The 21,164-nt window shown below is 61.5% G+C and carries 20 protein-coding genes; 12 read left to right on the forward strand and 8 right to left on the reverse strand.

Going from position 1 to position 21,164, the window contains the following annotated elements:
* Positions 1–2 precede the first annotated feature (2 nt).
* From ELQ88_RS14340 to ELQ88_RS14360, 6 genes are all read left to right on the forward strand, one after another.
* Entirely contained in the window at positions 3–671 is a 669-nt protein-coding gene (locus ELQ88_RS14340) for an ABC transporter ATP-binding protein (protein WP_138965832.1), read from the forward strand.
* Between the two features lies 1 nt (position 672).
* Positions 673–3,144, forward strand: coding sequence for an FtsX-like permease family protein (locus ELQ88_RS14345; protein ID WP_138969520.1), 2,472 nt, complete (start codon positions 673–675; stop codon positions 3,142–3,144).
* Complete coding sequence (locus ELQ88_RS14350; RefSeq protein WP_138965833.1) at positions 3,134–4,204, forward strand: lipocalin-like domain-containing protein; 1,071 nt, start codon at positions 3,134–3,136, stop codon at positions 4,202–4,204. The genes ELQ88_RS14345 and ELQ88_RS14350 overlap by 11 nt, the downstream gene beginning before the upstream one ends.
* 137 nt (positions 4,205–4,341) lie before the next feature.
* Positions 4,342–4,584, forward strand: a complete 243-nt coding sequence (locus ELQ88_RS14355; protein WP_128870061.1) for a hypothetical protein — start codon at positions 4,342–4,344, stop codon at positions 4,582–4,584.
* A gap of 11 nt (positions 4,585–4,595) precedes the next feature.
* Positions 4,596–4,769: a hypothetical protein gene (locus ELQ88_RS34315; protein WP_168187314.1), complete on the forward strand. Its 174-nt coding sequence runs from the start codon at positions 4,596–4,598 to the stop codon at positions 4,767–4,769.
* Between the two features lie 792 nt (positions 4,770–5,561).
* On the forward strand, positions 5,562–6,239 hold the full coding sequence (locus tag ELQ88_RS14360) for a type 1 glutamine amidotransferase domain-containing protein (protein ID WP_128870060.1): 678 nt from the start codon (positions 5,562–5,564) through the stop codon (positions 6,237–6,239).
* 94 nt (positions 6,240–6,333) lie between these two features.
* Here the strand turns inward: ELQ88_RS14360 and ELQ88_RS14365 are convergent, their stop codons facing one another.
* Both ELQ88_RS14365 and ELQ88_RS14370 read right to left on the reverse strand, forming a co-directional pair.
* Positions 6,334–7,713: a VOC family protein gene (locus ELQ88_RS14365; RefSeq protein WP_138965835.1), complete on the reverse strand. Its 1,380-nt coding sequence runs from the start codon at positions 7,711–7,713 to the stop codon at positions 6,334–6,336.
* 112 nt (positions 7,714–7,825) lie between these two features.
* On the reverse strand, positions 7,826–8,782 hold the full coding sequence (locus ELQ88_RS14370; RefSeq protein WP_138965837.1) for an alpha/beta fold hydrolase: 957 nt from the start codon (positions 8,780–8,782) through the stop codon (positions 7,826–7,828).
* Between the two features lie 217 nt (positions 8,783–8,999).
* Between ELQ88_RS14370 and ELQ88_RS14375 the strand changes: the two genes are divergently transcribed.
* Together ELQ88_RS14375 and ELQ88_RS14380 are read left to right on the forward strand one after the other, a co-directional pair.
* Complete coding sequence (locus ELQ88_RS14375) at positions 9,000–10,073, forward strand: diguanylate cyclase (protein WP_138965839.1); 1,074 nt, start codon at positions 9,000–9,002, stop codon at positions 10,071–10,073.
* Between the two features lie 239 nt (positions 10,074–10,312).
* The gene (locus ELQ88_RS14380; RefSeq protein ID WP_138965841.1) at positions 10,313–11,554 is read left to right on the forward strand and encodes a M20/M25/M40 family metallo-hydrolase; all 1,242 of its coding nucleotides are present in this window, start codon (positions 10,313–10,315) and stop codon (positions 11,552–11,554) included.
* A gap of 108 nt (positions 11,555–11,662) precedes the next feature.
* Here ELQ88_RS14380 and ELQ88_RS14385 read toward each other — a convergent pair whose 3' ends face one another.
* From ELQ88_RS14385 to ELQ88_RS14400, 3 genes are all read right to left on the reverse strand, one after another.
* A complete protein-coding gene (locus ELQ88_RS14385; RefSeq protein ID WP_138965843.1) occupies positions 11,663–12,532 on the reverse strand; it encodes an oxaloacetate decarboxylase in 870 nt (289 codons plus the stop codon).
* Between the two features lie 174 nt (positions 12,533–12,706).
* Positions 12,707–13,741, reverse strand: a complete 1,035-nt coding sequence (gene astA / locus ELQ88_RS14395) for an arginine N-succinyltransferase (protein ID WP_138965847.1) — start codon at positions 13,739–13,741, stop codon at positions 12,707–12,709.
* A gap of 61 nt (positions 13,742–13,802) precedes the next feature.
* Entirely contained in the window at positions 13,803–14,819 is a 1,017-nt protein-coding gene (locus ELQ88_RS14400; protein ID WP_138965849.1) for an arginine N-succinyltransferase, read from the reverse strand.
* Between the two features lie 571 nt (positions 14,820–15,390).
* On the opposite strand from ELQ88_RS14400, the gene ELQ88_RS14405 reads away from it, so the two are divergent.
* Together ELQ88_RS14405 and cobF are read left to right on the forward strand one after the other, a co-directional pair.
* The gene (locus tag ELQ88_RS14405; RefSeq protein ID WP_138965851.1) at positions 15,391–15,963 is read left to right on the forward strand and encodes a histidine phosphatase family protein; all 573 of its coding nucleotides are present in this window, start codon (positions 15,391–15,393) and stop codon (positions 15,961–15,963) included.
* On the forward strand, positions 15,963–16,718 hold the full coding sequence (gene cobF, locus ELQ88_RS14410; protein WP_138965853.1) for a precorrin-6A synthase (deacetylating): 756 nt from the start codon (positions 15,963–15,965) through the stop codon (positions 16,716–16,718). The genes ELQ88_RS14405 and cobF overlap by 1 nt, the downstream gene beginning before the upstream one ends.
* A 53-nt stretch (positions 16,719–16,771) precedes the next feature.
* Here the strand turns inward: cobF and ELQ88_RS14415 are convergent, their stop codons facing one another.
* Positions 16,772–17,416, reverse strand: coding sequence for a type 1 glutamine amidotransferase (locus ELQ88_RS14415; protein WP_138965855.1), 645 nt, complete (start codon positions 17,414–17,416; stop codon positions 16,772–16,774).
* A 342-nt stretch (positions 17,417–17,758) separates the two neighbouring features.
* On the opposite strand from ELQ88_RS14415, the gene ELQ88_RS14420 reads away from it, so the two are divergent.
* Together ELQ88_RS14420 and ELQ88_RS14425 are read left to right on the forward strand one after the other, a co-directional pair.
* The gene (locus ELQ88_RS14420) at positions 17,759–18,538 is read left to right on the forward strand and encodes an ABC transporter substrate-binding protein (RefSeq protein ID WP_128869997.1); all 780 of its coding nucleotides are present in this window, start codon (positions 17,759–17,761) and stop codon (positions 18,536–18,538) included.
* Between the two features lie 140 nt (positions 18,539–18,678).
* Positions 18,679–19,395 carry a dienelactone hydrolase family protein gene (locus ELQ88_RS14425; RefSeq protein ID WP_138965857.1) on the forward strand — a complete coding sequence of 239 codons (717 nt, stop codon included), beginning with the start codon at positions 18,679–18,681 and terminating at the stop codon, positions 19,393–19,395.
* A 2-nt stretch (positions 19,396–19,397) separates the two neighbouring features.
* On the opposite strand, the gene ELQ88_RS14430 is transcribed toward ELQ88_RS14425, so the two are convergent.
* Both ELQ88_RS14430 and ELQ88_RS14435 read right to left on the reverse strand, forming a co-directional pair.
* Positions 19,398–19,985 (reverse strand): hypothetical protein, encoded by a 588-nt coding sequence (locus tag ELQ88_RS14430; protein ID WP_128869995.1) that lies wholly within the window; start codon positions 19,983–19,985, stop codon positions 19,398–19,400.
* A 178-nt stretch (positions 19,986–20,163) separates the two neighbouring features.
* The gene (locus ELQ88_RS14435; protein WP_138965859.1) at positions 20,164–20,958 is read right to left on the reverse strand and encodes a hypothetical protein; all 795 of its coding nucleotides are present in this window, start codon (positions 20,956–20,958) and stop codon (positions 20,164–20,166) included.
* Positions 20,959–21,164 lie beyond the last annotated feature (206 nt).

Raw genomic sequence — 21,164 nt, forward strand, 5'->3', positions numbered from 1 at the left:
CCATGCTGTCGGTCCAAGGCGTCTTCAAAAGCTACGCCACTCCCCAGGGTCCATTACCCGTATTGCAAGGTGTCGACCTGACCTTGAAACCCGGCAGCAGCCTGGCGCTGATGGGCGAGTCGGGCAGTGGCAAGAGCACCTTGCTGCACTTGATCGCCGGGTTGGACAAGGTCGATCGCGGCAGCATCGTCAGTGGCGGGCATCGCCTGGAACAGATGAGCGAAGGGCAATTGGCAAACTGGCGGCGGACTGAAATCGGCCTGGTGTTCCAGCAGTTCAACCTGATCGGCAGCTTGCGCGTGGAAGACAATCTGGCGTTCCAGGCACGGCTGGCGGGGCGCCATGATCCGCGTTGGCAGGCGCATCTGGTGCAGCGTCTGGGGTTGGCTGATCTGCTGCGGCGTTATCCGGAGCAATTGTCCGGCGGGCAACAGCAGCGGGTGGCGCTGGGCCGGGCGCTGGCGTCGCAACCGCAACTGCTGCTGGCCGACGAACCCACCGGCAGCCTCGATGAAGCCACCAGCGACGAGGTGTTGAAGTTGCTGCTGGAACTGCTCGACGACAGCCCCACAACCTTGTTGATGGTCACCCACAGCCCACGGGTCGCGGCGCGACTGGCGGAGAAAGTGGTGCTGCAGGGTGGCCGTCTGGCTGGCGCGGACGAGCGCTGAAGTGCGGGTCTTTGGCGAAACCTTGCGCGCGCTGCTCAGCCATTGGCGGCAGCACCCGGTGCAATTTTTCAGCGTGCTGACCGGGCTCTGGCTCGCCACCAGTCTGCTGGCCGGCGTGCAGGCGCTGAACAGCCAGGCGCGGGACAGCTATGCCCGGGCCAGCCAGATGATCGGCGGTGAACCCCAGGCCAGCCTCAGTACCCCCAGCGGCGCGACCTTTTCCCAGCAAGTGTTTGTCGACCTGCGCCGTGCAGGCTGGCCGGTGTCGCCGGTGCTGCAGGGCCGGCTGACACTCAAGGGCCATGAAGACCAGCGCTTGCAGCTGATGGGCATCGAGCCGGTGTCGCTGCCGGCCGGTTCCGCGGTGGCCGGGCAGGCACTGGCGATCGAGCAGATCGTCGAATTTTTCAGCCCGCCGGGCAAGACCTGGATTTCGCCGCAGACCTTGCAGGCCCTGGGCTTGCACGAAGGTGAACAGCCGTCGAGCCTGGGCGGCGTGGCATTGCCGCCGCTGCGCGTGGAAAACGAGATGGCCCCCGGTGTGTTGCTGGTGGACATCGGCGTCGCCCAGCAGGTGCTGGGGCTGCCGGATCAACTGTCGCGCCTGCTGCTGCCCAGGGATTTCAGCGCGACGCTGCCCGATCAATTCAAAGGCCAGCTGCAACTCAAGAGCAGCGGCGATGAGAACAATCTCGCGCGCCTGACCGAGAGTTTTCACCTGAACCTCGATGCCCTGGGGTTTCTGTCATTCGTGGTCGGCTTGTTCATCGTTCACGCCGCCATCGGCCTGGCGTTGGAGCAACGCCGAGGATTGTTGCGAACCTTGCGCGCCTGTGGCGTCAGCGCGCGGATGTTGATTGCGTGCCTGAGCGTCGAACTGGGTGGACTGGCACTGATCGGCGGCCTCGCTGGAGTGATCAGCGGCTACGTGCTGGCCAGCGTGCTGTTGCCGGATGTCGCCGCCAGCCTGCGCGGGTTGTATGGCGCCGAAGTGGCAGGACGGCTGAGCCTGAGCCCGTGGTGGTGGCTCAGCGGCGTCGGCCTGAGCCTGCTCGGCGCCTTGCTGGCAGGTGCCAACAGTCTGTGGCGGGCGGCGCGTCTGCCGTTGCTGGCCCTGGCTGATCCGCAGGCCTGGCATCAGGCGCATGCGCGCTGGTTGCGACGCCAGGGATGGGTGGCCGGGACTGCCGCTTTAATTGCGCTGCTGGCATTGCTGCGGGGCGACAGCCTGGCCAGTGGTTTCGTGCTGATGGCCGCGCTGTTGCTGGGCGCCGCGCTGGCGCTGCCGGTGGTGCTCAATAGCGTGCTGAGCCTGGTATTGCCGCGCAGTCGCTCGGTGCTCGGCCAATGGTTTGTCGCCGATTGCCGCCAGCAACTGCCGGCCCTGAGCCTGGCATTGATGGCGCTGCTGTTGGCCCTGGCGGCCAACATCGGTGCCGGCAGCATGACCGCCGGTTTCCGCCAGACTTTCAGCGACTGGCTCGAACAACGGTTGACCGCCGAGCTCTACCTCAACCCGCAAAACCCGGCCCAGGCCAGGGAGCTGCACAGCTGGCTCAAACAGCAACCGCAGCTCACGGCGGTGCTGCCCAACTGGCAGGTGTCTGTCCAGGTGCAAGGGTGGCCGGCGGATATTTTTGGCGTGATCGATCACCCGACCTACCGCCAGCACTGGCCGCTGCTGGAAGCCTTGGGCGACAAGCCGTGGGAGCGCCTGGCCGGCGACGATGCGCTGATGCTCAGCGAGCAACTGGCCCGGCGCTTGAAAGTGCGCCTTGGCGATCACCTGACGATACCGACGCCGGGCGGCCCGTGGTCGCCACAGATCGTCGGGATCTACGCCGACTATGGCAACCCCAAGGGCCACATTCTGGTCAACGCCGACCACTTGCTGCGCGCCTGGCCGCAGTTGACCCCCAACCGCTTCAACTTGCGCATCGACCCGCCGTCGATCCCGGCATTCCTGGCGGCGCTGCAAGCGCGCTTCCATCTGGATGACAGCCGCATCGTCGATCAGGCGCGGCTCAAGGGCTGGTCCACGCAAGTGTTCGAGCGCACTTTCGCCGCGACCGCTGCGCTCAACAGCCTGACCCTCGGCGTGGCGGGCGTGGCGTTGTTCATCAGCCTGTTGACCCAGAGCCAGAGCCGCCTCGGGCAGCTTGCACCACTGTGGGCGCTGGGTGTGACGCGCCGGCAATTGATGCTGCTCAACCTTGGGCAAACCTGGCTGCTGGCGGTGCTGACGTTGGTGCTGGCATTGCCATTGGGCATCGCGCTGGCCTGGTGCCTGAATGCCGTGATCAACGTCCAGGCCTTCGGCTGGCGTCTGCCGCTGCAGGTGTTCCCGCTGCAGCTGTTGCAGTTGCTGGGGTGGGCGCTGCTCGCGACCTTGCTGGCGTCGGCGTGGCCGCTGTACTCGCTGTATCGCACGCAACCGGCGGATCTTCTGAGGACCTTTGCCCATGAGGATTAAGGTCGGTGTGTTGATTCTGGCATTGCTCGGCGGGTGCGATCACCCGGCGCCTGTCGAGAAAGGCTTCGCGGGGCTGGGCAATCAGGCTGCCGCGTTCAAGCCGGTGGTGCCTGGCAGGGTCTTCAGTTTCCCGCTGGATCACGGCCCTCACGCCGGTTTTCGCATCGAATGGTGGTATGTCACCGCCAACCTCAAGGACGCTCAGGGCAACGTGTTTGGCGCGCAATGGACCTTGTTTCGCAGTGCCTTGAACGCGGCGCCCGAGCAAGCTGGCTGGGGTAGCCCGATCATCTGGCTGGGGCATGCCGCGGTGACGTCGGCAACGGTGCACCACGCCGCCGAACGTTACGCCCGGGGTGGCGTCGGCCAGGCCGGGGTGAACCTGACGCCGTTCAGTGCGTGGATCGACGATTGGCATTTCAGCAGCCAGGCCAGGGCTGACAACCCGTTGGCCGACCTGCAGCTCAGCGCCCGGGACAAGGCGTTCAACTATCAATTGCGGCTGACTTCTGCGCGTCCGTTGGTGTTGCAGGGCGACCAGGGTTTCAGCCAGAAGTCCGAACAGGGCGAGGCGTCCTACTACTACAGTCAACCGTTTTTCCAGGCCAGTGGCACCCTCGAAATCGATGGCAAGTCACATCAGGTCAGTGGCCTGGCCTGGCTCGATCGCGAGTGGAGCAGCCAGCCGCTGACCGCGAATCAAACGGGCTGGGACTGGTTTTCCCTGCACCTGGACAGCGGCGAGCAGGTCATGCTGTACCGCATGCGGCATAGGGACGGCGAGCCATACCTCACTGGCACCTGGATCGACGCCCGGGGGCAGACGCAGTCATTGCATGCCGCCGACATCCTGCTCGCACCACAGGGCACGGCGAACGTCGCCGGCCGCTCCATGCCCGTGCGCTGGTCGATCAAGATTCCCGGCAAGCAACTCGACATCACGATCAATGCCCTCAACCCCAATGCCTGGATGGATTTGCGCATTCCCTATTGGGAGGGACCGGTGCAGGTGACCGGCAGCCATGGCGGGCAGGGGTATCTGGAAATGACCGGCTATTAAAATCAAAAGATCGCGTTGCCCTGTAGGAGCTGTCGAGCGAAAGCGAGGCTGCGATCTCTTGATCTTGACCCAATCCCCCCGGAACTCCGAACGCCGCCCAACCCTCTACCGTACGAACGCCCAAGCTGGAGCCCGTCATGAGCGACGACCTGAAACCGCCCGACCTTGCATCGTGGCAGCGCCTGTTCGAAGACAAGGCCTACTGGCAGCAGTCCCCCGATGCCCATTACGCCGAACTGTTGCGAGTGGCCGATGATTTGCTGGGGCAGGGCGCCATCGACCTTGAACAGTGGCAGGCCTTGAAGGCCAAGGCCGATCAATCCCATAAAGACTCGCCTGGAGTAAACGTCGCCCGGGAAGTCGACGACCCCCAAGCCTGAGGAGAACCGTCATGCACCGCAAAGCACCTGAGACCACGGAACACCCCGACGAGCCGCGGCCGCCCGGAGAAGTCGAACGCGACAACGACGCCCTGCGCCCCACCGATCCGACCCGGCGCAAGGACGGTGGTAAAGGTACCGACAGCGGCGAATCCACCGCGCAGGAAACCGCGAAGACGCCCTGATCCAGGTCAATGCTCGTCGACACGGACAGGGAAAGGATTGAAGTTCAGAGGAAGCGCAAGATGGCTTATGACTAACTGTGAAATGCCAGTATGAAAATTGAGCATTGACCCTATATACAGTCTTGTACAACTTTTCTGTATAAGGTCGCTCAATGATCGAACTGGTGAGTTTAAGCGGTTCAAGTAATGATATTCAGATTATCATTTAATAAAAATGTTTCGATAAATTTCATGTTTATATACGCGCACATATTGTTGAAGTTGCATTAAAATACCCCCGTTCGCCCAGTGTCAGGGCTCTTTACCAGTGCATGGATTGCCGAGGCCCCTACACTGGGCGAACACCTTTGCTTGAACATCACGTTAAAAGTTTCGGCACGAAAAATGGGCGACCGTCATAGTCGCCCATTTTTTATTAGCGATCAATTCTTCTGATGCTATAGATGAATGTATCTCGCGCCACGCTATCCACATGTCATCCATTGCACCGCAAAAATGTATAAGCCAGATCAACCGCACTCAGAATGTTATTCAGAAGATTTTTCCTCAAGTGCGCTAGAAGTTGCGCGGTGTTGTGCAATTTGTTGCACTCAACAGCAGACCTTGGTGCGCAGCAGCAAAAATGTTCTTTTACAGCCAGGTCATTGCGTCACCCGGCGCGCATCAAGGCCATACGCCATCACTCAATTCTCGCGGGCGACAAGTGAAACAAACTGACACCGTGAAGGGTCCATCACACAGGTCCCCCGCGCGGTTCAGCCTGCGAAAACCCTGAAATGGAGTGAGAACGACATGAAAATCCTGATGGTCCTGACGTCACACGATCAATTGGGTGACACCGGCAAGAAAACCGGCTTCTGGCTGGAAGAGTTCGCCGCACCGTATTACGTGTTCAAGGATGCCGGCGCTCAGTTGACGTTGGCCTCGCCCAAGGGCGGCCAGCCCCCCCTGGACCCGAAAAGCGATGAGCCGGATGCGCAAACCGCGGCCACCGAGCGTTTTCGCCAAGACTCCGCCGCCCGGTCCGCCCTGGCGTCTACGGCCTTGTTGAGCAGCGTCCGAGCGGCAGATTACGATGCGGTGTTCTACCCGGGAGGTCATGGTCCCCTGTGGGATTTGGCCGAAGACCCGAATTCGATCGCGCTGATCGAGACCCTGCACCAGGCGGGTAAACCGGTCGCGGCAGTCTGCCACGCGCCGGGGGTGTTACGTCACGTCAAGGATGCGGATGGCCAGCCGTTGGTCAAAGGCAAGCGCGTGACGGGCTTCACCAACACCGAGGAGGAGGCTGTGCAGCTGACGAATGTCGTGCCGTTTCTGGTGGAGGATATGCTCAAGGCCAATGGCGGTGTTTATTCCAAAGGCGCTGATTGGGCGAGCTATGTGGTCACGGATGGCCTGTTGCTGACGGGGCAGAATCCGGCGTCTTCCGAGGCGGTGGCTGAGGCCCTTTTGGCGAAGCTGAAATAAGATCAAAAGATCGCAGCCTCCGGCAGTTCCTGCGGGTGTTTACAACCCCATGCAGGAGCTGCCGCAGGCAGCGATCTTTTGACGGCGTTTACGGTTATTTGCTCAATGCTGCGAAACACTCTTCGATCGAACGCCGTTGCGTCTCGGCATACAACCCCAACTCATCGATAGTCGGTCGCCCCAGCGCCTTTTCGAACGCCTGCCGGTTCGAATGCTCCCCGTAATGGGTTTGTGCCGCATCGCCCAGGTTCGATTGAAAGATCCCCGCCGCGCTGACCGGCAGGAAATCCTCATACACCAGCGGTTCAACCCGCACGTAGCCCCCGCTCAACAGATCCTCCAGGGTTGCAGATTTCAGCGCGTCCGCCCCCAGGCCTTTTGCTGTGACGAAGTAGCGAAAGTACGCCAGTTCCTCGAGCCGCATGCCTTCATAGGTATCAGGGAACTCGCTGAAGTGCTGCGCCATCAATTCGTTGTAGCGGACCGCGTTGGCCTCGTTGGGGAAATCGTCGAGTTCGTCCCGGGCGGCATTCAGCAGGCGGTCGTAAAGTGCCCGGCCCTTGGGGGTGAGCGCGGCACCGCGCTGTTCGATTTCACCGAAGCGGGCACTGTGGCTGCCGCCAGCCCCGGCTTGATCGGTGAAGGCGACGGGTTCGTCCAGGGCCTTGAAACTGGTCTGGCGCAACAGGATCGGACACTGACGGCGGGGCGGTCCTTCGATCACCGCTTTGGGCGTGATGCCGTGGGCGGGCATTTGCGCCTGGACGATGTCGATGTCCAGGGTGCGCGGTGTCAGGTGATTGATGTGTGGGCCTTTGAACGCCACCACGTCGGCGATCAGGCGATGCTGGGCGCTGAGTTTGCGGTACTGCTCGGCGGTGACCGTGGCGCTGTGGTGCCAGCGGAAGGTTTCCAGGGCTTGCTCGACGAAGTCCTGGGCTTCCTGTTCGGTCAGGCCGCCCTGGCTTTCGGCGCGTTCGATGAGAATCAGCGCTGCCGGGGTGAATATCGAGCGCTTGTCCAGTACCGACTGGGCAAACGCCCGCAGTTCCGGGTCTTCGATCAATTCCAGGCGCAGCAGAGAAGTGAATACGCGAAACGGGCTGACCTGCAATGCCGCTTCATGCACGGCACGGAATGCAGTGGAATGTACCGGTACGCCGGCCGGGGTCAGGTCGTAATAACCCACCGGCTGCATGCCCATGACCGCGAACAGCCGGGCGAGGGTGGCGAGTTCAGCGGCGGTGCCGACCCGGATTGCGCCATGGCGCTCCAGGTCCAGCCGTTCGATTTCGCCGGTGCCGTGCAACTGGCGGGCGATCTGCGGATCGCTGTCCAGGACATGGCGGTTGGTCTGTTCCACCAATTCCATCAGCGCGCCATACAACGGCACTTCTTCGCGGTACATGTCGGACATCGCTTTGGAGAAGCGTTGGCGGATCAGGTCAGGGCTGACGAAGTTCGGGTGGCTCATGAAAAAGGATTCCTGGCGCGGTGACGTGAAGGATGAGGGAAAAGATCGCAGCCTTCAGCGGCGCCGACAAACGAAGAATCTTCCGGACTTCATTCTGCCAAGGACTGCTTGCTCAGTGCAGCCGTTGGTCCTGCGGGCTTTCCGAGCGCTGGGATGCCAAAAACTCCCGATAGACCCGCGCCGTGTGTGAAGGGTCTTCGACCATCGGCAGATGGCCGATGCCTTCCAGGATCTCCACCCGCAGATCGTCGATGCCTTTACTCCAGATGGCCACGCTGCTGACATCGATCAAGCGGTCCTTGCGTCCCCACACCAACAGCGCCGGGCACCTGATGTCGGGGAGATGCGGTTCCATCGGCGCACTGGCGCGATAATCCCTGAAGATTTCTTCCAGTTCATCGCAGGCCTGTGCGTAGCGCTGGGCGATGGCGTCCAGCACCACACCGGGCACCCACGGCGGCTGGGTCATGGTCATGGCGTAGAAACGCTGGAATTCTTCTTTCGAATGAATCAGGAACGGGTTGTGCCCCTTGGCCAGGTGGCGCTCCAGGTCACTGATCTCGGGGGCGGTGACCCCGGCCGGGTCGATCAGGGCGACTGAAACAATGCGGTCCGGATAAGTGGCCGCCAGCCACGCCGCCATGTAGCCACCCATGGCGCTGCCGATCACATGGACCTTTTCGACGCCGCAGACGTCGAGCAACTGGATCATTCGCTTGGCCTGCAGCGCAATGTCGTAGCCGCCGCCCGCCTTGAAGCCGGTTTCGCCATGACCGGCAATGTCGGGGATGATCACTCGATAGTTGCCGACAAAGTGCCGGGCAAAGCGCAGCCAGATCTGCTTGTCGGCGCTGAAACCGTGGAGCATCAGCACGCTGCTGGACGCCTCGTACGGCCCGCCTTGCCAGGTCGAGACGGTCATTTCCGGGATCGGCACGATGAGCTTGTGCAGGCGATACAACTTGGCCTCTGCCGCCATGTTCAGGTCATACAGCCAGTGCCCGATGGCCGGGTAGCTCAACCAGCTCCAGGCCGCGAACACCGCGATTGCGACAACCAACAAAAGCATCAGCGTCTTCCTTCTATCTGATCAGGGCAGGTTGTGATCGAATCATTTGAGTGTAGGTCCGTTCCGCTCAGGGGCGAACTTCGATAGGCGCAGACCGGTTTTTTTTCAATGGGCCAATACCGCCAGCCGGTGATGGCTATTTAACGTTGCCCTGATAAACTTCCAGCACATCTGCAACCCCGGTGTGTTCAGGTTCCGTCAGCGGCATAGAGGCCCCATGGAAAAAACGGGAGGAAAAGGACTTTCACTGGCCAGGAGGCTGTATACATCGCGGACCCTGGGCCTGGCCCTTGGGCTGTTGTGCGTGGGCGCGGCGATGTATCCACTCGATCCGGCGCCGTGGGTCTGGGTGTTGATGCTGCTCAACGGCATCCTCTGGCCGCATGTGGCCTACCAATGGGCACGTCGGGCGAAGGTGCCTTTCCACGCCGAACACCGCAACATCCTGGTCGATGCCTTTCTCGGCGGTTTCTGGGTCGCCGCCATGCAGTTCAACCCGCTGCCCAGCGCGGCGACACTGTCGATGATGGCGATGAACAACGTGGCGATCGGCGGCCTGCGTTTCCTGCTGGTGGGGACCGTCGCGCAGATACTGGGGGGCGGTATCGGCTGGCTGATTTTCAGGCCGTTGTTCATCCCGCAGACCACGCCGTTGCAGTTATATGCCTGTCTGCCCCTGCTGTGTCTCTATCCGTTGGCGCTGGGCTGGATCTGTTTCCGTCAGGCCACGACCCTGGGCCGGCACAAACGTGAGTTGCTGGCCCTGAGCCGCACCGACAGCCTCACCGGCCTGCTCAATCACGGTGCCTGGAAGGATCAACTGGAAGTCGAGTTCCAGCGCTGCCAACGCCAGCATCGGGGCGGGGCGGTTGCCCTGATCGACATCGACCATTTCAAATCCATCAACGACACCTACGGCCATGTCGCCGGGGATATCGTGTTGCGCCAGCTGAGTAAGATCCTCAAACAGAACCTGCGGGCCGCCGACCTCGCCGGGCGTTACGGTGGCGATGAGTTCTGTGTGATCCTCCCGGATCTGCCCCTCGCCAGCGCCGCCGCGGCCATGGACGCCCTGCGAGATCGCTTCGCCACGCTGGGCTATGAGCAGAATCCGGCACTGAAAGTCAGTCTGAGTATCGGCCTGGCTGCTTTCAATCCGGCCCACACCGACGCGACCTTCTGGCTCAACGATGCCGACCGGGCGCTGTATGAAGCCAAATCGACGGGTCGCAACCGGGTCATCTGCTGCGGCGATGGCAGGCCTCGGCACGAATTGCTCGACCCGGTCTAAAAAGGCCTGAATTGGCCCCTGTGAAATCCTGCACTGACCCCCCTGTAGGCGCTGGCTTGCCAGCGAAGGCGTCCGTTCAGGCGATAAATTTGTCGGCTGACCCACCGCCTTCGCTGGCAAGCCAGCTCCTACAGGGGATCGGTGGTCATTCGGGTTCGTATGCGTCGCATTCGGTGTAGAGCCTTGCAGCGCAGTCAGGTAGGGTTTCAGCTCCCCTGACACGAAACAAGGATCGATTCATGACGCTCAATCTCCCTCGCTCCCTGCTCGCCACCAGCCTCGGCTTGACCCTCGCCTTCGGCGCCTGCGCCCCCGTGGCGTTCGCCGAGCCGCACAAACAGGTCCTCGCCGATTCCGAGCAGTACAAAGGCGAAGCCCTGAAACTGCTGGAGCGGCTGGTGAACATCGACTCCGGTTCCGGTTATGAACCGGGCCTGACCCAAGTCAGCGACATTGCCATCGACGAGCTGAAAAAACTCGGCGCCACCATCGAACTCGTGCCGAACACCCCGGACAAAAGCAACCATGTGCTCGCGACCCTGAAAGGCACCGGCAAGGCGAAAATCCTGTTGATGGCGCACATGGACACCGTATTCAAGGAAGGCTCCGCGGCCGAGCGGCCCTTCCACATCAAGGAGGGCCGCGCCTACGGGCCAGGGGTGATGGACGACAAGGGCGGCATCGTCGCCGGCATCTATGCGCTGAAAGTCCTGAAAAACCTCGACTTCAAGGACTACGCGCAGATCACCTTCCTGCTCGATGCCAGCGAAGAAACCGGCTCGGACATCGCCACCGACCTGATCAAGAAAACCGCCAAGGCCCACGACGTGACCCTCAACCTCGAGCCGGGGCGCCCGGCGGATGGCCTGGTGGTGTGGCGCAAAGGCAGTGCCACCGCGGTGGTCGAGGTCAAAGGCAAGGCTGCCCACGCCGGTGTCGCCCCGGAGTTGGGTCGCAATGCCGCGATGGAAGCGGCGCACCAGATTCTGCAACTGGGCAAACTGGGGGATGCGGAAAAGAAAACCACCATCAACTTCACTGTGATCAAGGCCGGCGACCGCACCAATGTGATCCCGGATCAGGCGACGGCCAAGGCCGACGTGCGGGCCGCGGTGCCGGAAGAGTTCGACCGGATCGAGAAGGACCTGGCGCGGGTGTCCAAGGACAAACTGATTGCCGAGACTGAAGTCACCACGACGCTGCAACGTGGCTTGCCGCCGATGCCGCAGACGGCGGAATCGGATCGCTTGATGGCCATGGCGCAGGGGATCTACGGTGAAATTGGCCGCAAGCTGACGGAAGAAGGCAGTGGCGGGGCGGCGGACGCCAGCCTCTCGGCCGGTGTGGGGACACCGACCCTGGATGGGTTCGGGATTGTCGGCGGCAATATTCATACGCCGGAGGAATACGCGGAAGTGGAAAGCGTGGCGCCGCGGATTTATCTGTTGTCGCGGATGATTATGGAACTGGCCAAGAAGTAAGCGAGGTGCGGGTCAAGGCCGTGGTTTAGCGGTGTAGCGACTGGCGCCTTCGCGGGCTTGCTCGCGAAGGCGTCGGTTCGGTTCACACCAATATATATGGTTGAACCCTCACTCCTTGACGCTCATGAACTCCTCCGCCCACCGAATATATTCCTCAGGCTGCGTATACGTATGCGTCAGTTCGGTCGCGCTCAGGTCCGAGGCCTGGGTAAAGATCTGCCGCTGTTCCCGCAGGCTGTCGTAAGTGGCCTTGATCGCAGCGAAGTACGCACCATGGCCGTCGATGGTGACCCGCACGCCCAGTTCGGCCAGGCGTTTGTCGTCGCGCAGCAACGGGTTGCCGTAGGTGACCAGCATCAGCGGCACGCTCAGGTGCTCGGCGATCTGTTCGAGATGGTCGAAGTCCCGCACGCCCACCATGCAAATGCCGTCCGCCCCCGCCTGCTGGTAATGCCGGGTGCGGCTGATGATTTCCTGGACCGGCAGGATCCCCGCATGGGTGCGGGCGATGATCGCCATCTCCGGGTCGACCCGGGCTTCCAGCGCCGCGCGAATCTTGCCGACACCTTCGGCGACCGTGATCAGGTCGGTGGATTTGCGGCCGAACTGCGCCGGCAGCAGGGTGTCTTCGATGGTCAGCGCGGCCACGCCGGCGCGCTCGAGTTCGACGATGGTGCGCATCACGTTGAGCGCGTTACCGTAGCCGTGATCGGCGTCGGCGATGACCGGCAGTTGGGCCACGCGGCCGATGCGGGTGGCCTGCTCGGCGAACTCGCTGAGGGTGATCAAGGCAAAATCGGGCGCGCCCAGCACCTGCAGCGACGCAACCGAACCGCCGAGGATCCCCACTTCAAAACCCAGGTCAGCGGCAATGCGTGCCGACATCGGGTCGAAGACCGACGCGGTGTGATAACAGGCATCGGAGGCGAACAGCTGGCGAAAGTTACGGCGCAAATCTTGATGAGAAAGCCTGGACATATGAATTCCACCAATGGAATGGACGGGCTTGAGCAAAAGTGTCAACGCCGAAGAAACAAAAGGCTATCACGCGCGTGGGAGAGAAATGATGACGAATTTGCAGGCAATCGCGCAATCACGCCGATTGCTGCGGCCAGAGAGCTTGTTGTGGCCGGTGTCAGTGCTGGAGCCTGATCACGCAGCCACCGCCTGCGGTAGTTGATCGAGCAGCGGCACGGCGCGCACCGAGTTGCCGGGTTGCAGTTGCAGGCGCTTGGCGGTGAGGCGGTCGACGATCAGGCTGTTGCCCACCCGCCGTGCGCGAGCGCTGGTGATGCGGCAGTTTTCCAGGCGGCGATTGTGGATCAGCCATACCGGTGCTTCATCGTCCGGTGTGCCAATGGCCAGCACCAGTGGCTGGCTATCGCGCACGGTGCGGATTTTTGCAATCGGCGCTTCGATGACCGGGCCGGCGTCGAAAATGTCGATATGGCCGTTATGGGCAAAGCCTTCGGCGATGAGGATTTTCAACGCCTGCTCGGTGCTCGGATGGGCTTTGCCGATCACTGCCCGGGCCTGTTCGGTCAGCAGGCAGGTGTAGAGCGGTTGGCGTGGCATCAGCTCGGCGATGAACGATTTGTTGCCCAGCCCGGACAAGTGATCGGCATGGCGGAAATCCATCTTGAAGAAATGCCGGCCCAGACTGTCCCAGAACGGCGAACTCCCTTGTTCGTCAGCGCTGCCACGCAGTTCGGCGATCAGTTTGTCGCCAAACAGGTGCGCAAACTCGGCAACGAACAATAGCCGCCCCAATGACAGTAATCGACCATTGTTGTCCTGGCGTTGATCGGGTCGCAGGAACAACGAGCAGATTTCCGATTGCCCGGTCATTTCATTGTTCAGGAACAAAGTCGGGATCTGCCGCTGGATACCCAGGTCCGGCGATGAACTGACCGTGAGCCCGACCCGGTAGTTGTACCACGGCTCACGCAGGCCGACGGCCCCCGTGAGGGCGCTGACCCCCACCACTTGTTGATCGTCATCTTCGAGCACGAACAGGTAATCGGCATCGGCACGCTCGACCTGCCCGGCGAAGGTGCGTTGGGCCCAGCGCAGCCGGTGGGCCAGGCGTTCCTCACTGGCCGGCAGGGTGGTGAAGCCGGGGCCGGCCTGCCGCGCGAGCGCGAGCAAGGCTGGCATGTCAGTGACGCTGACCGAACGGACGATCATGCTGCAGTTCCTTCTTCACGCTTGTTCGGACGCTGTCGCCGGGCACAGGGCCGCAGGCTGCTCACAGGGCAATCAGCCGGATCGGGCTGCCTTGTGTCACCTTCAGCGCCGCGCACATCCGGGCATCCAAAGTCACCGGTTGTCCCGGGCTGTAGTCCAGGTCGGCGACGATTGCGCGATAGTCCTTGAGTGAATCGTTACTCACCAGATAGCGGCCACGGGCATCGATGGCCAAGCCCGATTGCGCGACACCGGCCTGGCTCTGCGCAATCGAGCGGATGTTCGAGGTACGCGCATGCAGCGTCGGGCCGCCGTCGAACAGGTCGATGTAGTTGTTGGTCGCGAATCCTTCGCGCGCGAGGATATCGAAGGCTTCCTGGCCATCGGGGTGGATGCGGCCGATGCAATCCTGCGCGGCCTGGGGCAGCATCGGCACATAGATCGGGTAATGCGGCATCAGTTCGGCGAGGAAAGTCCGGCTCTCCAGGCCGCAGAGTCGCTCGGCCTCGGCGTAGGACAAGTCGAAGAAATGCTTGCCCAGCGCATCCCAGAATGGCGACCCGCCTTGATCGTCGCTGAAGCCGACGATCTCGGTAATCACCGCGTCGGCAAAGCGCTGCGAATGAGCGGCAATGAACAACAGCCGTGCCCGTGACAGCAACTCGGCTGCCGGTGTGCGCACCAGCGCTGCATCGATATGAAAGCCCCGCAGCAAGGTGTGGCCACTGAGGTCGTGGCATAACGATAACGCGGGTACCCCGTGCTCGATGTTCAGCTCCCGCGAGGCACTGGTGAAGTGCCGGTTACGCAGGCTGTAGAACGGTTGGCTGAAGCCTGCGGTGGCGAGGATTTCCGAACAGCCCGCCAAGCGTCGGGTCGACGGGTCTTCCAGCACGAAGAAGTAATTCTCCGGGCCATTGCCCTGAACGTCTTTTTCGAATGAGGCGTCAGAATCGAGAATCCTGCGGCGCAAGCGTTCGGTGTCGTCCGGCAAGGACGTGACGCCCACCAGGCTTTCGCGGGCAAGTTGCTGCAACTGGGGCAGATCGGTTAACTCCACTGGGCGTAAGACCAGCATGGATGCACTCCTGTATCAATGGGTTCGGTGGTCGGCACCGGACCTGACTATCACTGTCGGTTTCCACGCATTGAATGGGCGATCGTCTGCATGACTGTCAGACGTCACACTTTATTTTTATCAGCCGTTAGTGGGTGGGGCAGCACCGTGCCGGCGACGGGTTTTTTGTTGAAATAGCCGTCGAACATGCAACTGAGCGCAGGGGAAAATGAGGCGGTCATGGTGGTCGTTGCGAGAGGGCATCCGGGCTCCTGCTGGATGGGGGGGCGGTTTCAATTGCTGATCCGAGAAAACAGTATTTATTTATCGCCTGCGCCCTGTCTAGTTAATTTTTCACGGTGTTTCCATGCCTGGAAATGGGGCGAAATGCCCGTATGCCGGGGGCTACGGCGAACTCGACTGATCGTGTAAGACATCGCCTATAAAGGTATCGGAGATAGCCGATTTTCAAGCAGGGATATGCTGTGGAATCGGCTGAAACGAAACGCCCCCGATCGCGTGACTTGCGGCACAATTACCCGGATATTGACGGTTTAAAGCCGTTTTTCTCCTTTAAACAGAGTGATCGTTCGTGCAATCGACCCGTTTGACGCTGATGTGCCACGCTAGAACCGTCGCACAGAAACTTGGGCGTTTTCCTACAGATGAGCCATTGGAGATGGCCGGGCAATCGGCGATGGGTGCCCGCCGCGCCCGGTTCAAGGGAACGCCGCGCCTGCTCTGCGGCCCGGAACTGCGGGCTAGACAAACCGCCGGGTTGTTCGGCGGCGACGTGGAGGTGGTCCCTGCGCTGCGCGATTGCGATTTCGGGCGCTGGAAAGGCGCGCGGATCGACGATTTGCTTAAATCCGAACCGGACATGCTCCAGGCCTGGCTCGACGACCCGGCCTCGGCCCCCCATGGCGGCGAGTCGGTGGTGCAACTCGGTGAACGGGTGAGCGCCTGGCTGGCGACACTGGAGGCGACGCCCAGGCACATCGTCGCCATCACCCATCCGTTTGTCATTCGCGCCGCGCTGACTCAAGTGCTGCAAGCCGCGGCGTTCCATCTGATCGATGTCGAGCCGCTGTCGGCCATCGAGTTACGGTTCAATGGTTGCTGGCGCTTGCGTTTAATCGGCACTGACCTCGAGGAAATACATTGATGAAAAAGCTTCTGGTCATCGGCATCGGTGCCGGCAATCCCGACTACATCACGATGCAAGCGGTGAAAGCGCTGAACCTGGTCGATGTGTTTTTCCTCATGGACAAGGGCCAGAGCAAAGACAAACTGATCGACCTGCGCCGGGAGATCTGCGATCGCTACATCACGGATCGCACGTATCGCTTCGTCGAAGCCCACAGCCCGGAGCGCGAGCGGGGTGATGTGGACTACAAGACCAGCGTGGAAGAGCTGAACCTGGCCAAGCAAATGACGTTCGAACGGCTGATCGATGAGCAAATGTCTGACGACCAGTGCGCCGGTTTTCTGGTGTGGGGCGACCCGGCGTTGTACGACAGCACCATAAGGATCCTGCAGGCGATTCTGGCCTCGGGTCGTTGTGTGTTCGAGTTTGAAGTGATCCCCGGCATCACCAGCGTCCAGGCCCTGGCGGCGCAGCACAAGGTGCCGTTGAATCGCATCGGCCGCTCGATTGAAATCACCACCGGCAGGCGCCTGGCGGCGGGGCAGGTGAGCGATGCCGACAGCCTGGTGGTGATGCTCGATGCAGAAGACTCCTACCATCAGGTGGCGGATCAACAGACACAGATTTACTGGGGAGCCTACCTGGGGACGCCGGATGAAATCCTCATCAGCGGCAAGCTCGAGGACGTGGCGGATGAGATCGAGCGGGTGCGCAAGGCGGCGCGGCTGGCGAATGGGTGGATCATGGATACTTATCTGTTGCGCAAGCCTTGAGTGCATCGGTGTCTGGGCTGGCCCCTTCGCGAGCAAGCTCGCTCGCCACAGGGTTAGTGTGTGCCTGACGATGCAGCCCACCACCCATCCAGCGTCACCTGCAGCCAGTCAAAGACGGCTGCATGGGCGGCGCTGTCCTGTGGTTCCCGAGGCAAGGGTGACTCGTCGGCAAAGTGCGCATTGAGCGTCGCCACGGATTCGGCATTCCACTCCGGATGAAACTGCAGCCCCAGCCGCGTCGGTCCGACGCGATACATCTGCTGCCGGCATCGATCACTGCTGGCCAGCAACTGCGCATCGGGCGGTAGGTCGATCGCGTCTTCGTGCCACTCCAGCACCTTGAGCCTCTGGCCATCGGCAAACATCACCGGGGTCCAGCCGGTTTCGCTGCGGTCCATCCGCCGTACATGGCCGCCCAGACTCAACGCCAGCAACTGCGCCCCCAGGCAAATCGCAAACACCGCCGCGCCCTGGTCCAGGCTGCCCGCCAGCCATTGCCGTTCGGCTTCCAGCCACGCCGGCCCCGCGTGGGACTCATAGGGCCCGCCCAACAGAATCACCGGTGCCGCACTCACCGGCGGCAAATGGCCGAGGTCGGCGCGAAAGACATTCAGCGTCACGCCCCGGGCTGCGGCCCACTCGCCAATGGCGCCGGGACCTTCGGCAGGGTGGTGCTGGATCAGGTTCAACGTAGGCATCACGTTTCTCGTGTCGGGCGATGGAGCGCTCAATGTGCCGCAAAAAATCACGGATCGCCAGTCGGAGTCATCAAGCGGATTTTTACCGAAATCGTGAAGGTTTTTTCCGAAACATGGGCTTGTCCTACAGTCCGTGTACCGCCTTGGCGCAGGCATCAAGCGTCTCTGATTCGGTGGCTGCTTTTTTATAAGTATTTGTCGCTTGAACACAATTTGCCCCGGGGAAGCCCCTCTAGACTGCCGGCCACTTCGGTGGCTCTCCAACGCATTCAGCACCGGAACCAGCCACCGAAAGCCAATCGAACGCTGCCAATAAGAAGCCTCCGCACACAGGAGTTATAAATGAACAAGCTAGTGATGTTCGGTGCCCTGGCACTGTCGATGTTGTCCCTGACCGCCGTGGCCGATGACGCCAAGCCGATCCGCATCGGTATCGAAGCCGGGTACCCGCCATTCTCGATGAAAACCCCCGACGGCAAACTCACCGGTTTCGACGTGGACATCGGCGATGCGCTGTGCGAACAGATGAAAGTGAAATGCACCTGGGTCGAGCAAGAGTTCGACGGCCTGATTCCGGCACTGAAGGTCAAGAAAATCGACGCCATTCTCTCGTCGATGACCATCACTGACGACCGTAAGAAAAACGTCGATTTCACCATCAAGTACTACCACACCCCGGCACGCTTCGTGATGAAGCAAGGCACCGACGTCAAGGACCCGCTGACCGAACTCAAGGGCAAGAAAGTCGGGGTGCTGCGCGCCAGTACCCACGACCGCTTTGCCACTGAAGTGCTGCAACCGGCCGGCATAATCCTGGTGCGCTACAGCTCCCAGCAGGAAGCCAACCTGGACATGGTTTCCGGTCGCCTGGACGCGACGCTGGCCGACTCGGTCACCCTCGACGACGGTTTCCTGAAAACCGACGCGGGCAAGGGCTTCGCCTTCGTCGGCCCGACCTATGAAGACGCCAAGTACTTCGGCGGCGGCGCCGGGATCGCCGTGCGCAAGGGTGATAAAGCCCTGGCGGACCAGTTCAACACCGCCATCAGCGAAATCCGCGCCAACGGCAAGTACAAGCAGGTGCAGGACAAGTACTTCGATTTCGACGTTTACGGCCATTAATCACGAAACAAGGCTGCGATCTTTTGATGTTGTTTTTTAAAAGCAAGATCAAAGGATTGCAGCCTGCGGCAGCTCAGAGCTCCGGTCGGCGACAAGAGTGTTAGGCTCTACCCGAATCCTGCACGTGTGAAGGAAGGTTCATGTTGAAGTTTGTTGCTCTGCTTACACTGCTGGCATCCGCCGCCGTCCACGCTCAAACCCCGCTGCACACCGATCTGCCGCTCAAGTACCTGGAGCAGACCCACGCCGAATCCCGCGATCAGCCCCTGGTGATTTTCCTCCACGGTTACGGCAGTAACGAGCAGGACCTGTTCGACATCAAGGATGAGTTGCCCACGCACTATAACTACCTGTCGGTGCGGGCACCGATGGTGATGGAAGAGGGTAGTTACAAGTGGTTTCGCGAAAAAGGCACCGGTGCCTATAACGGCGAAACCGATGATCTGAAGTCCAGCGCGCAGCTGCTGCAGGATTTCGTCGCACAGGCTGCGAAGAAGTATCACACTCGACCGGACAAGGTATTCCTGGTGGGGTTCAGCCAGGGTGCGATCATGTCCTACGAGGTGGCGCTGCGTCAGCCCGAGGCAGTGGGCGGAATCGCGGCGTTGAGCGGGCGGATTCTGCCGGTGCTCAAGTCCGAGCTCAAGCCGGATGAAAAACGCCAGGCGCTGGCGATTTTCATCGGTCATGGCACCGCGGACAAACGCCTTCCGTACAACGACGGCACGGAGGCGAACAGCCTGTTGCAGAGCCTGTCACTCAAGCCGGAGTTCCATGCCTACCCGGGTGTCGGTCACAGCATCAGCGCGACCGAAATGCAGGATTTGAGCGCCTGGCTGCAGCGTCTCAATCCCTGACCCTACTTGCCCGCGACGATCTGTTTGACCAGCGCCTCGTGGCCGGCATTGTCGCTGAGGCGGGAAATCACCTGGACGATCGCCATGCGCTTGTTGGACGCCGCCATCAGCGTGGTGTCGAGGGTTTTGCCGCCGCCCTGGGTGGCGGTGCTGTCGATCTGCCGCAGCCCCAGGCCAGTGCCTTTCTGGGTCAGGCTTTTCTCGCTGAGCTTGGTGAAGTCCGGCAGCGCGGCGGCTTGCTCGGTGGCGAAGTTGGACACGGCGGAGTCGAGGAACTGACCGTCGTTGTCCTTGACGTTGACGCCGCCGGGAATGGTGTTTTCAGCCGCGATCACTACGGTTTTGGTGGTCTGGTTGGTGTACATGGTGCCCGTCGCCCCGGCGGTACCGGTGGCCGCGTCGCCGGCGGGCAACGGGGTGGCGACAAAGCCCTTGGGCAAGGTGAACTTGAACTTGCCGCCCAGCATCGAAACCTTCTGCGCCGGCGCCTTGTCGCTGGCCGTCGCCTTGGCGGCCTGTGCATTCAACGCGCCGAGACTGGCAACCGCCGTCAACAACAGGACAACGGCTTTTTTACTCAACAATGACATTCAGAAACTCCAGGGGATGGCCGCGCTTTGGCGGGCGATGATCCCACAGAGTCCGGTGCACTCGCACTGTGCCATGCAGGGTCGGGGATGGATTACGACAACTGGTTCAGTGGCTGTCCTGTCTGTTCCTTCAGCTCCCCGGGCAGGCGAGCGCCTGGTCGCCAGCCGGGAGTACAGTTCAGCGCCTGATTGCCGGCTCCCCGACCTCGGGCGCGGGTGTCGCCGGTTTTGCCAGCAGGCGCCTGGTGACCCCGAGCATGGCCACGGACACCGCGACGCTGAGGCCGAAAGCGCTCAGGCCCAGGCTTGGCAAGGTCAATGCCAGGACCAGGCAGAACGCGCTAAAGGAATACATCCCGGTTGCGGTGGCCCGCAGCAAGGCCGCCGTAAATGCGGGCCCGCGGGTTTGCTGGGAGAATACCGCCATCACGCTGCCCAGGACCGGGAACACCGCGAGCAGGCCGCTCCAGCGTTCGCCGACAGTGCTGGCCAGCAGCGTGACGGCCAGGGTCAACAGGGCACCGGCCACCATGCGCAACAGTAATTTGTCGGACTTCGGTGCCGGGCCTGAAAGGATGGGCTGCACCTTTGGAAACAGATACGGCGCCGCCAGCAGCGCTGTCGCGGCGGCAATCACCGAAAACACCAGCGACGGTGGAACCAGGGACAGCACCACAGCCGCCGTGGCCCAGACCATCAGCGAAATCACCAGAGCCCAAGGCCAACCGGTTCGCTGTGCGACCCGAGCGTAGGTCACACAGAAGGCTATCATCGCGAACATGGCCGATAACGCCGCAGTCGCGGACTGTGCGGCGAACACTTCACCTTGCTCGATGGCGAGGAAGAACAGAATCGGCCCCACTACTACCGGCAACCCCGACAACCAACCGGCGACGCTAGGTCCCCAGCGTTTGCCCGCGAGGGAAATCAGCAAGAGAAATCCGGGAATTACCAGCAATTTGAGGATCAACACGCACGCATCTCCGACCTGAGTGAGGAGCAACGTTAGCATTGCCGGCGGAGGATTGCTTCATATGTGGGGAGATAGTGTATACAAAGCTTGAAATGCAAAGGCCGTGATCTCGCCACGGCCCCTGTAGGAGCTGGCTTGCCAGCGAAGGCGATTTCATATCCAACGACGATGGTGACTGATCTACCGCCTTCGCTGGCAAGCCAGCT

The sequence above is a fragment of the Pseudomonas sp. MPC6 genome (genome assembly GCF_006094435.1).
Classification (GTDB): Bacteria; Pseudomonadota; Gammaproteobacteria; order Pseudomonadales; family Pseudomonadaceae; genus Aquipseudomonas.

Excerpts from the sequence above, each read along its gene's own strand:
- ELQ88_RS14340 (WP_138965832.1), top strand. The coding sequence starts at position 3 with ATGCTGTCGGTCCAAGGCGTCTTCAAAAGCTACGCCACTCCCCAGGGT.
- ELQ88_RS14350 (WP_138965833.1), top strand. The coding sequence starts at position 3,134 with ATGAGGATTAAGGTCGGTGTGTTGATTCTGGCATTGCTCGGCGGGTGC.
- ELQ88_RS14355 (WP_128870061.1), top strand. The coding sequence starts at position 4,342 with ATGAGCGACGACCTGAAACCGCCCGACCTTGCATCGTGGCAGCGCCTG.
- ELQ88_RS34315 (WP_168187314.1), top strand. The coding sequence starts at position 4,596 with ATGCACCGCAAAGCACCTGAGACCACGGAACACCCCGACGAGCCGCGG.
- ELQ88_RS14360 (WP_128870060.1), top strand. The coding sequence starts at position 5,562 with ATGAAAATCCTGATGGTCCTGACGTCACACGATCAATTGGGTGACACC.
- ELQ88_RS14365 (WP_138965835.1), bottom strand. The coding sequence starts at position 7,713 with ATGAGCCACCCGAACTTCGTCAGCCCTGACCTGATCCGCCAACGCTTC.
- ELQ88_RS14370 (WP_138965837.1), bottom strand. The coding sequence starts at position 8,782 with ATGCTTTTGTTGGTTGTCGCAATCGCGGTGTTCGCGGCCTGGAGCTGG.
- ELQ88_RS14375 (WP_138965839.1), top strand. The coding sequence starts at position 9,000 with ATGGAAAAAACGGGAGGAAAAGGACTTTCACTGGCCAGGAGGCTGTAT.
- ELQ88_RS14380 (WP_138965841.1), top strand. The coding sequence starts at position 10,313 with ATGACGCTCAATCTCCCTCGCTCCCTGCTCGCCACCAGCCTCGGCTTG.
- ELQ88_RS14385 (WP_138965843.1), bottom strand. The coding sequence starts at position 12,532 with ATGTCCAGGCTTTCTCATCAAGATTTGCGCCGTAACTTTCGCCAGCTG.
- astA (WP_138965847.1), bottom strand. The coding sequence starts at position 13,741 with ATGATCGTCCGTTCGGTCAGCGTCACTGACATGCCAGCCTTGCTCGCG.
- ELQ88_RS14400 (WP_138965849.1), bottom strand. The coding sequence starts at position 14,819 with ATGCTGGTCTTACGCCCAGTGGAGTTAACCGATCTGCCCCAGTTGCAG.
- cobF (WP_138965853.1), top strand. The coding sequence starts at position 15,963 with ATGAAAAAGCTTCTGGTCATCGGCATCGGTGCCGGCAATCCCGACTAC.
- ELQ88_RS14415 (WP_138965855.1), bottom strand. The coding sequence starts at position 17,416 with ATGCCTACGTTGAACCTGATCCAGCACCACCCTGCCGAAGGTCCCGGC.
- ELQ88_RS14420 (WP_128869997.1), top strand. The coding sequence starts at position 17,759 with ATGAACAAGCTAGTGATGTTCGGTGCCCTGGCACTGTCGATGTTGTCC.
- ELQ88_RS14425 (WP_138965857.1), top strand. The coding sequence starts at position 18,679 with ATGTTGAAGTTTGTTGCTCTGCTTACACTGCTGGCATCCGCCGCCGTC.
- ELQ88_RS14430 (WP_128869995.1), bottom strand. The coding sequence starts at position 19,985 with ATGTCATTGTTGAGTAAAAAAGCCGTTGTCCTGTTGTTGACGGCGGTT.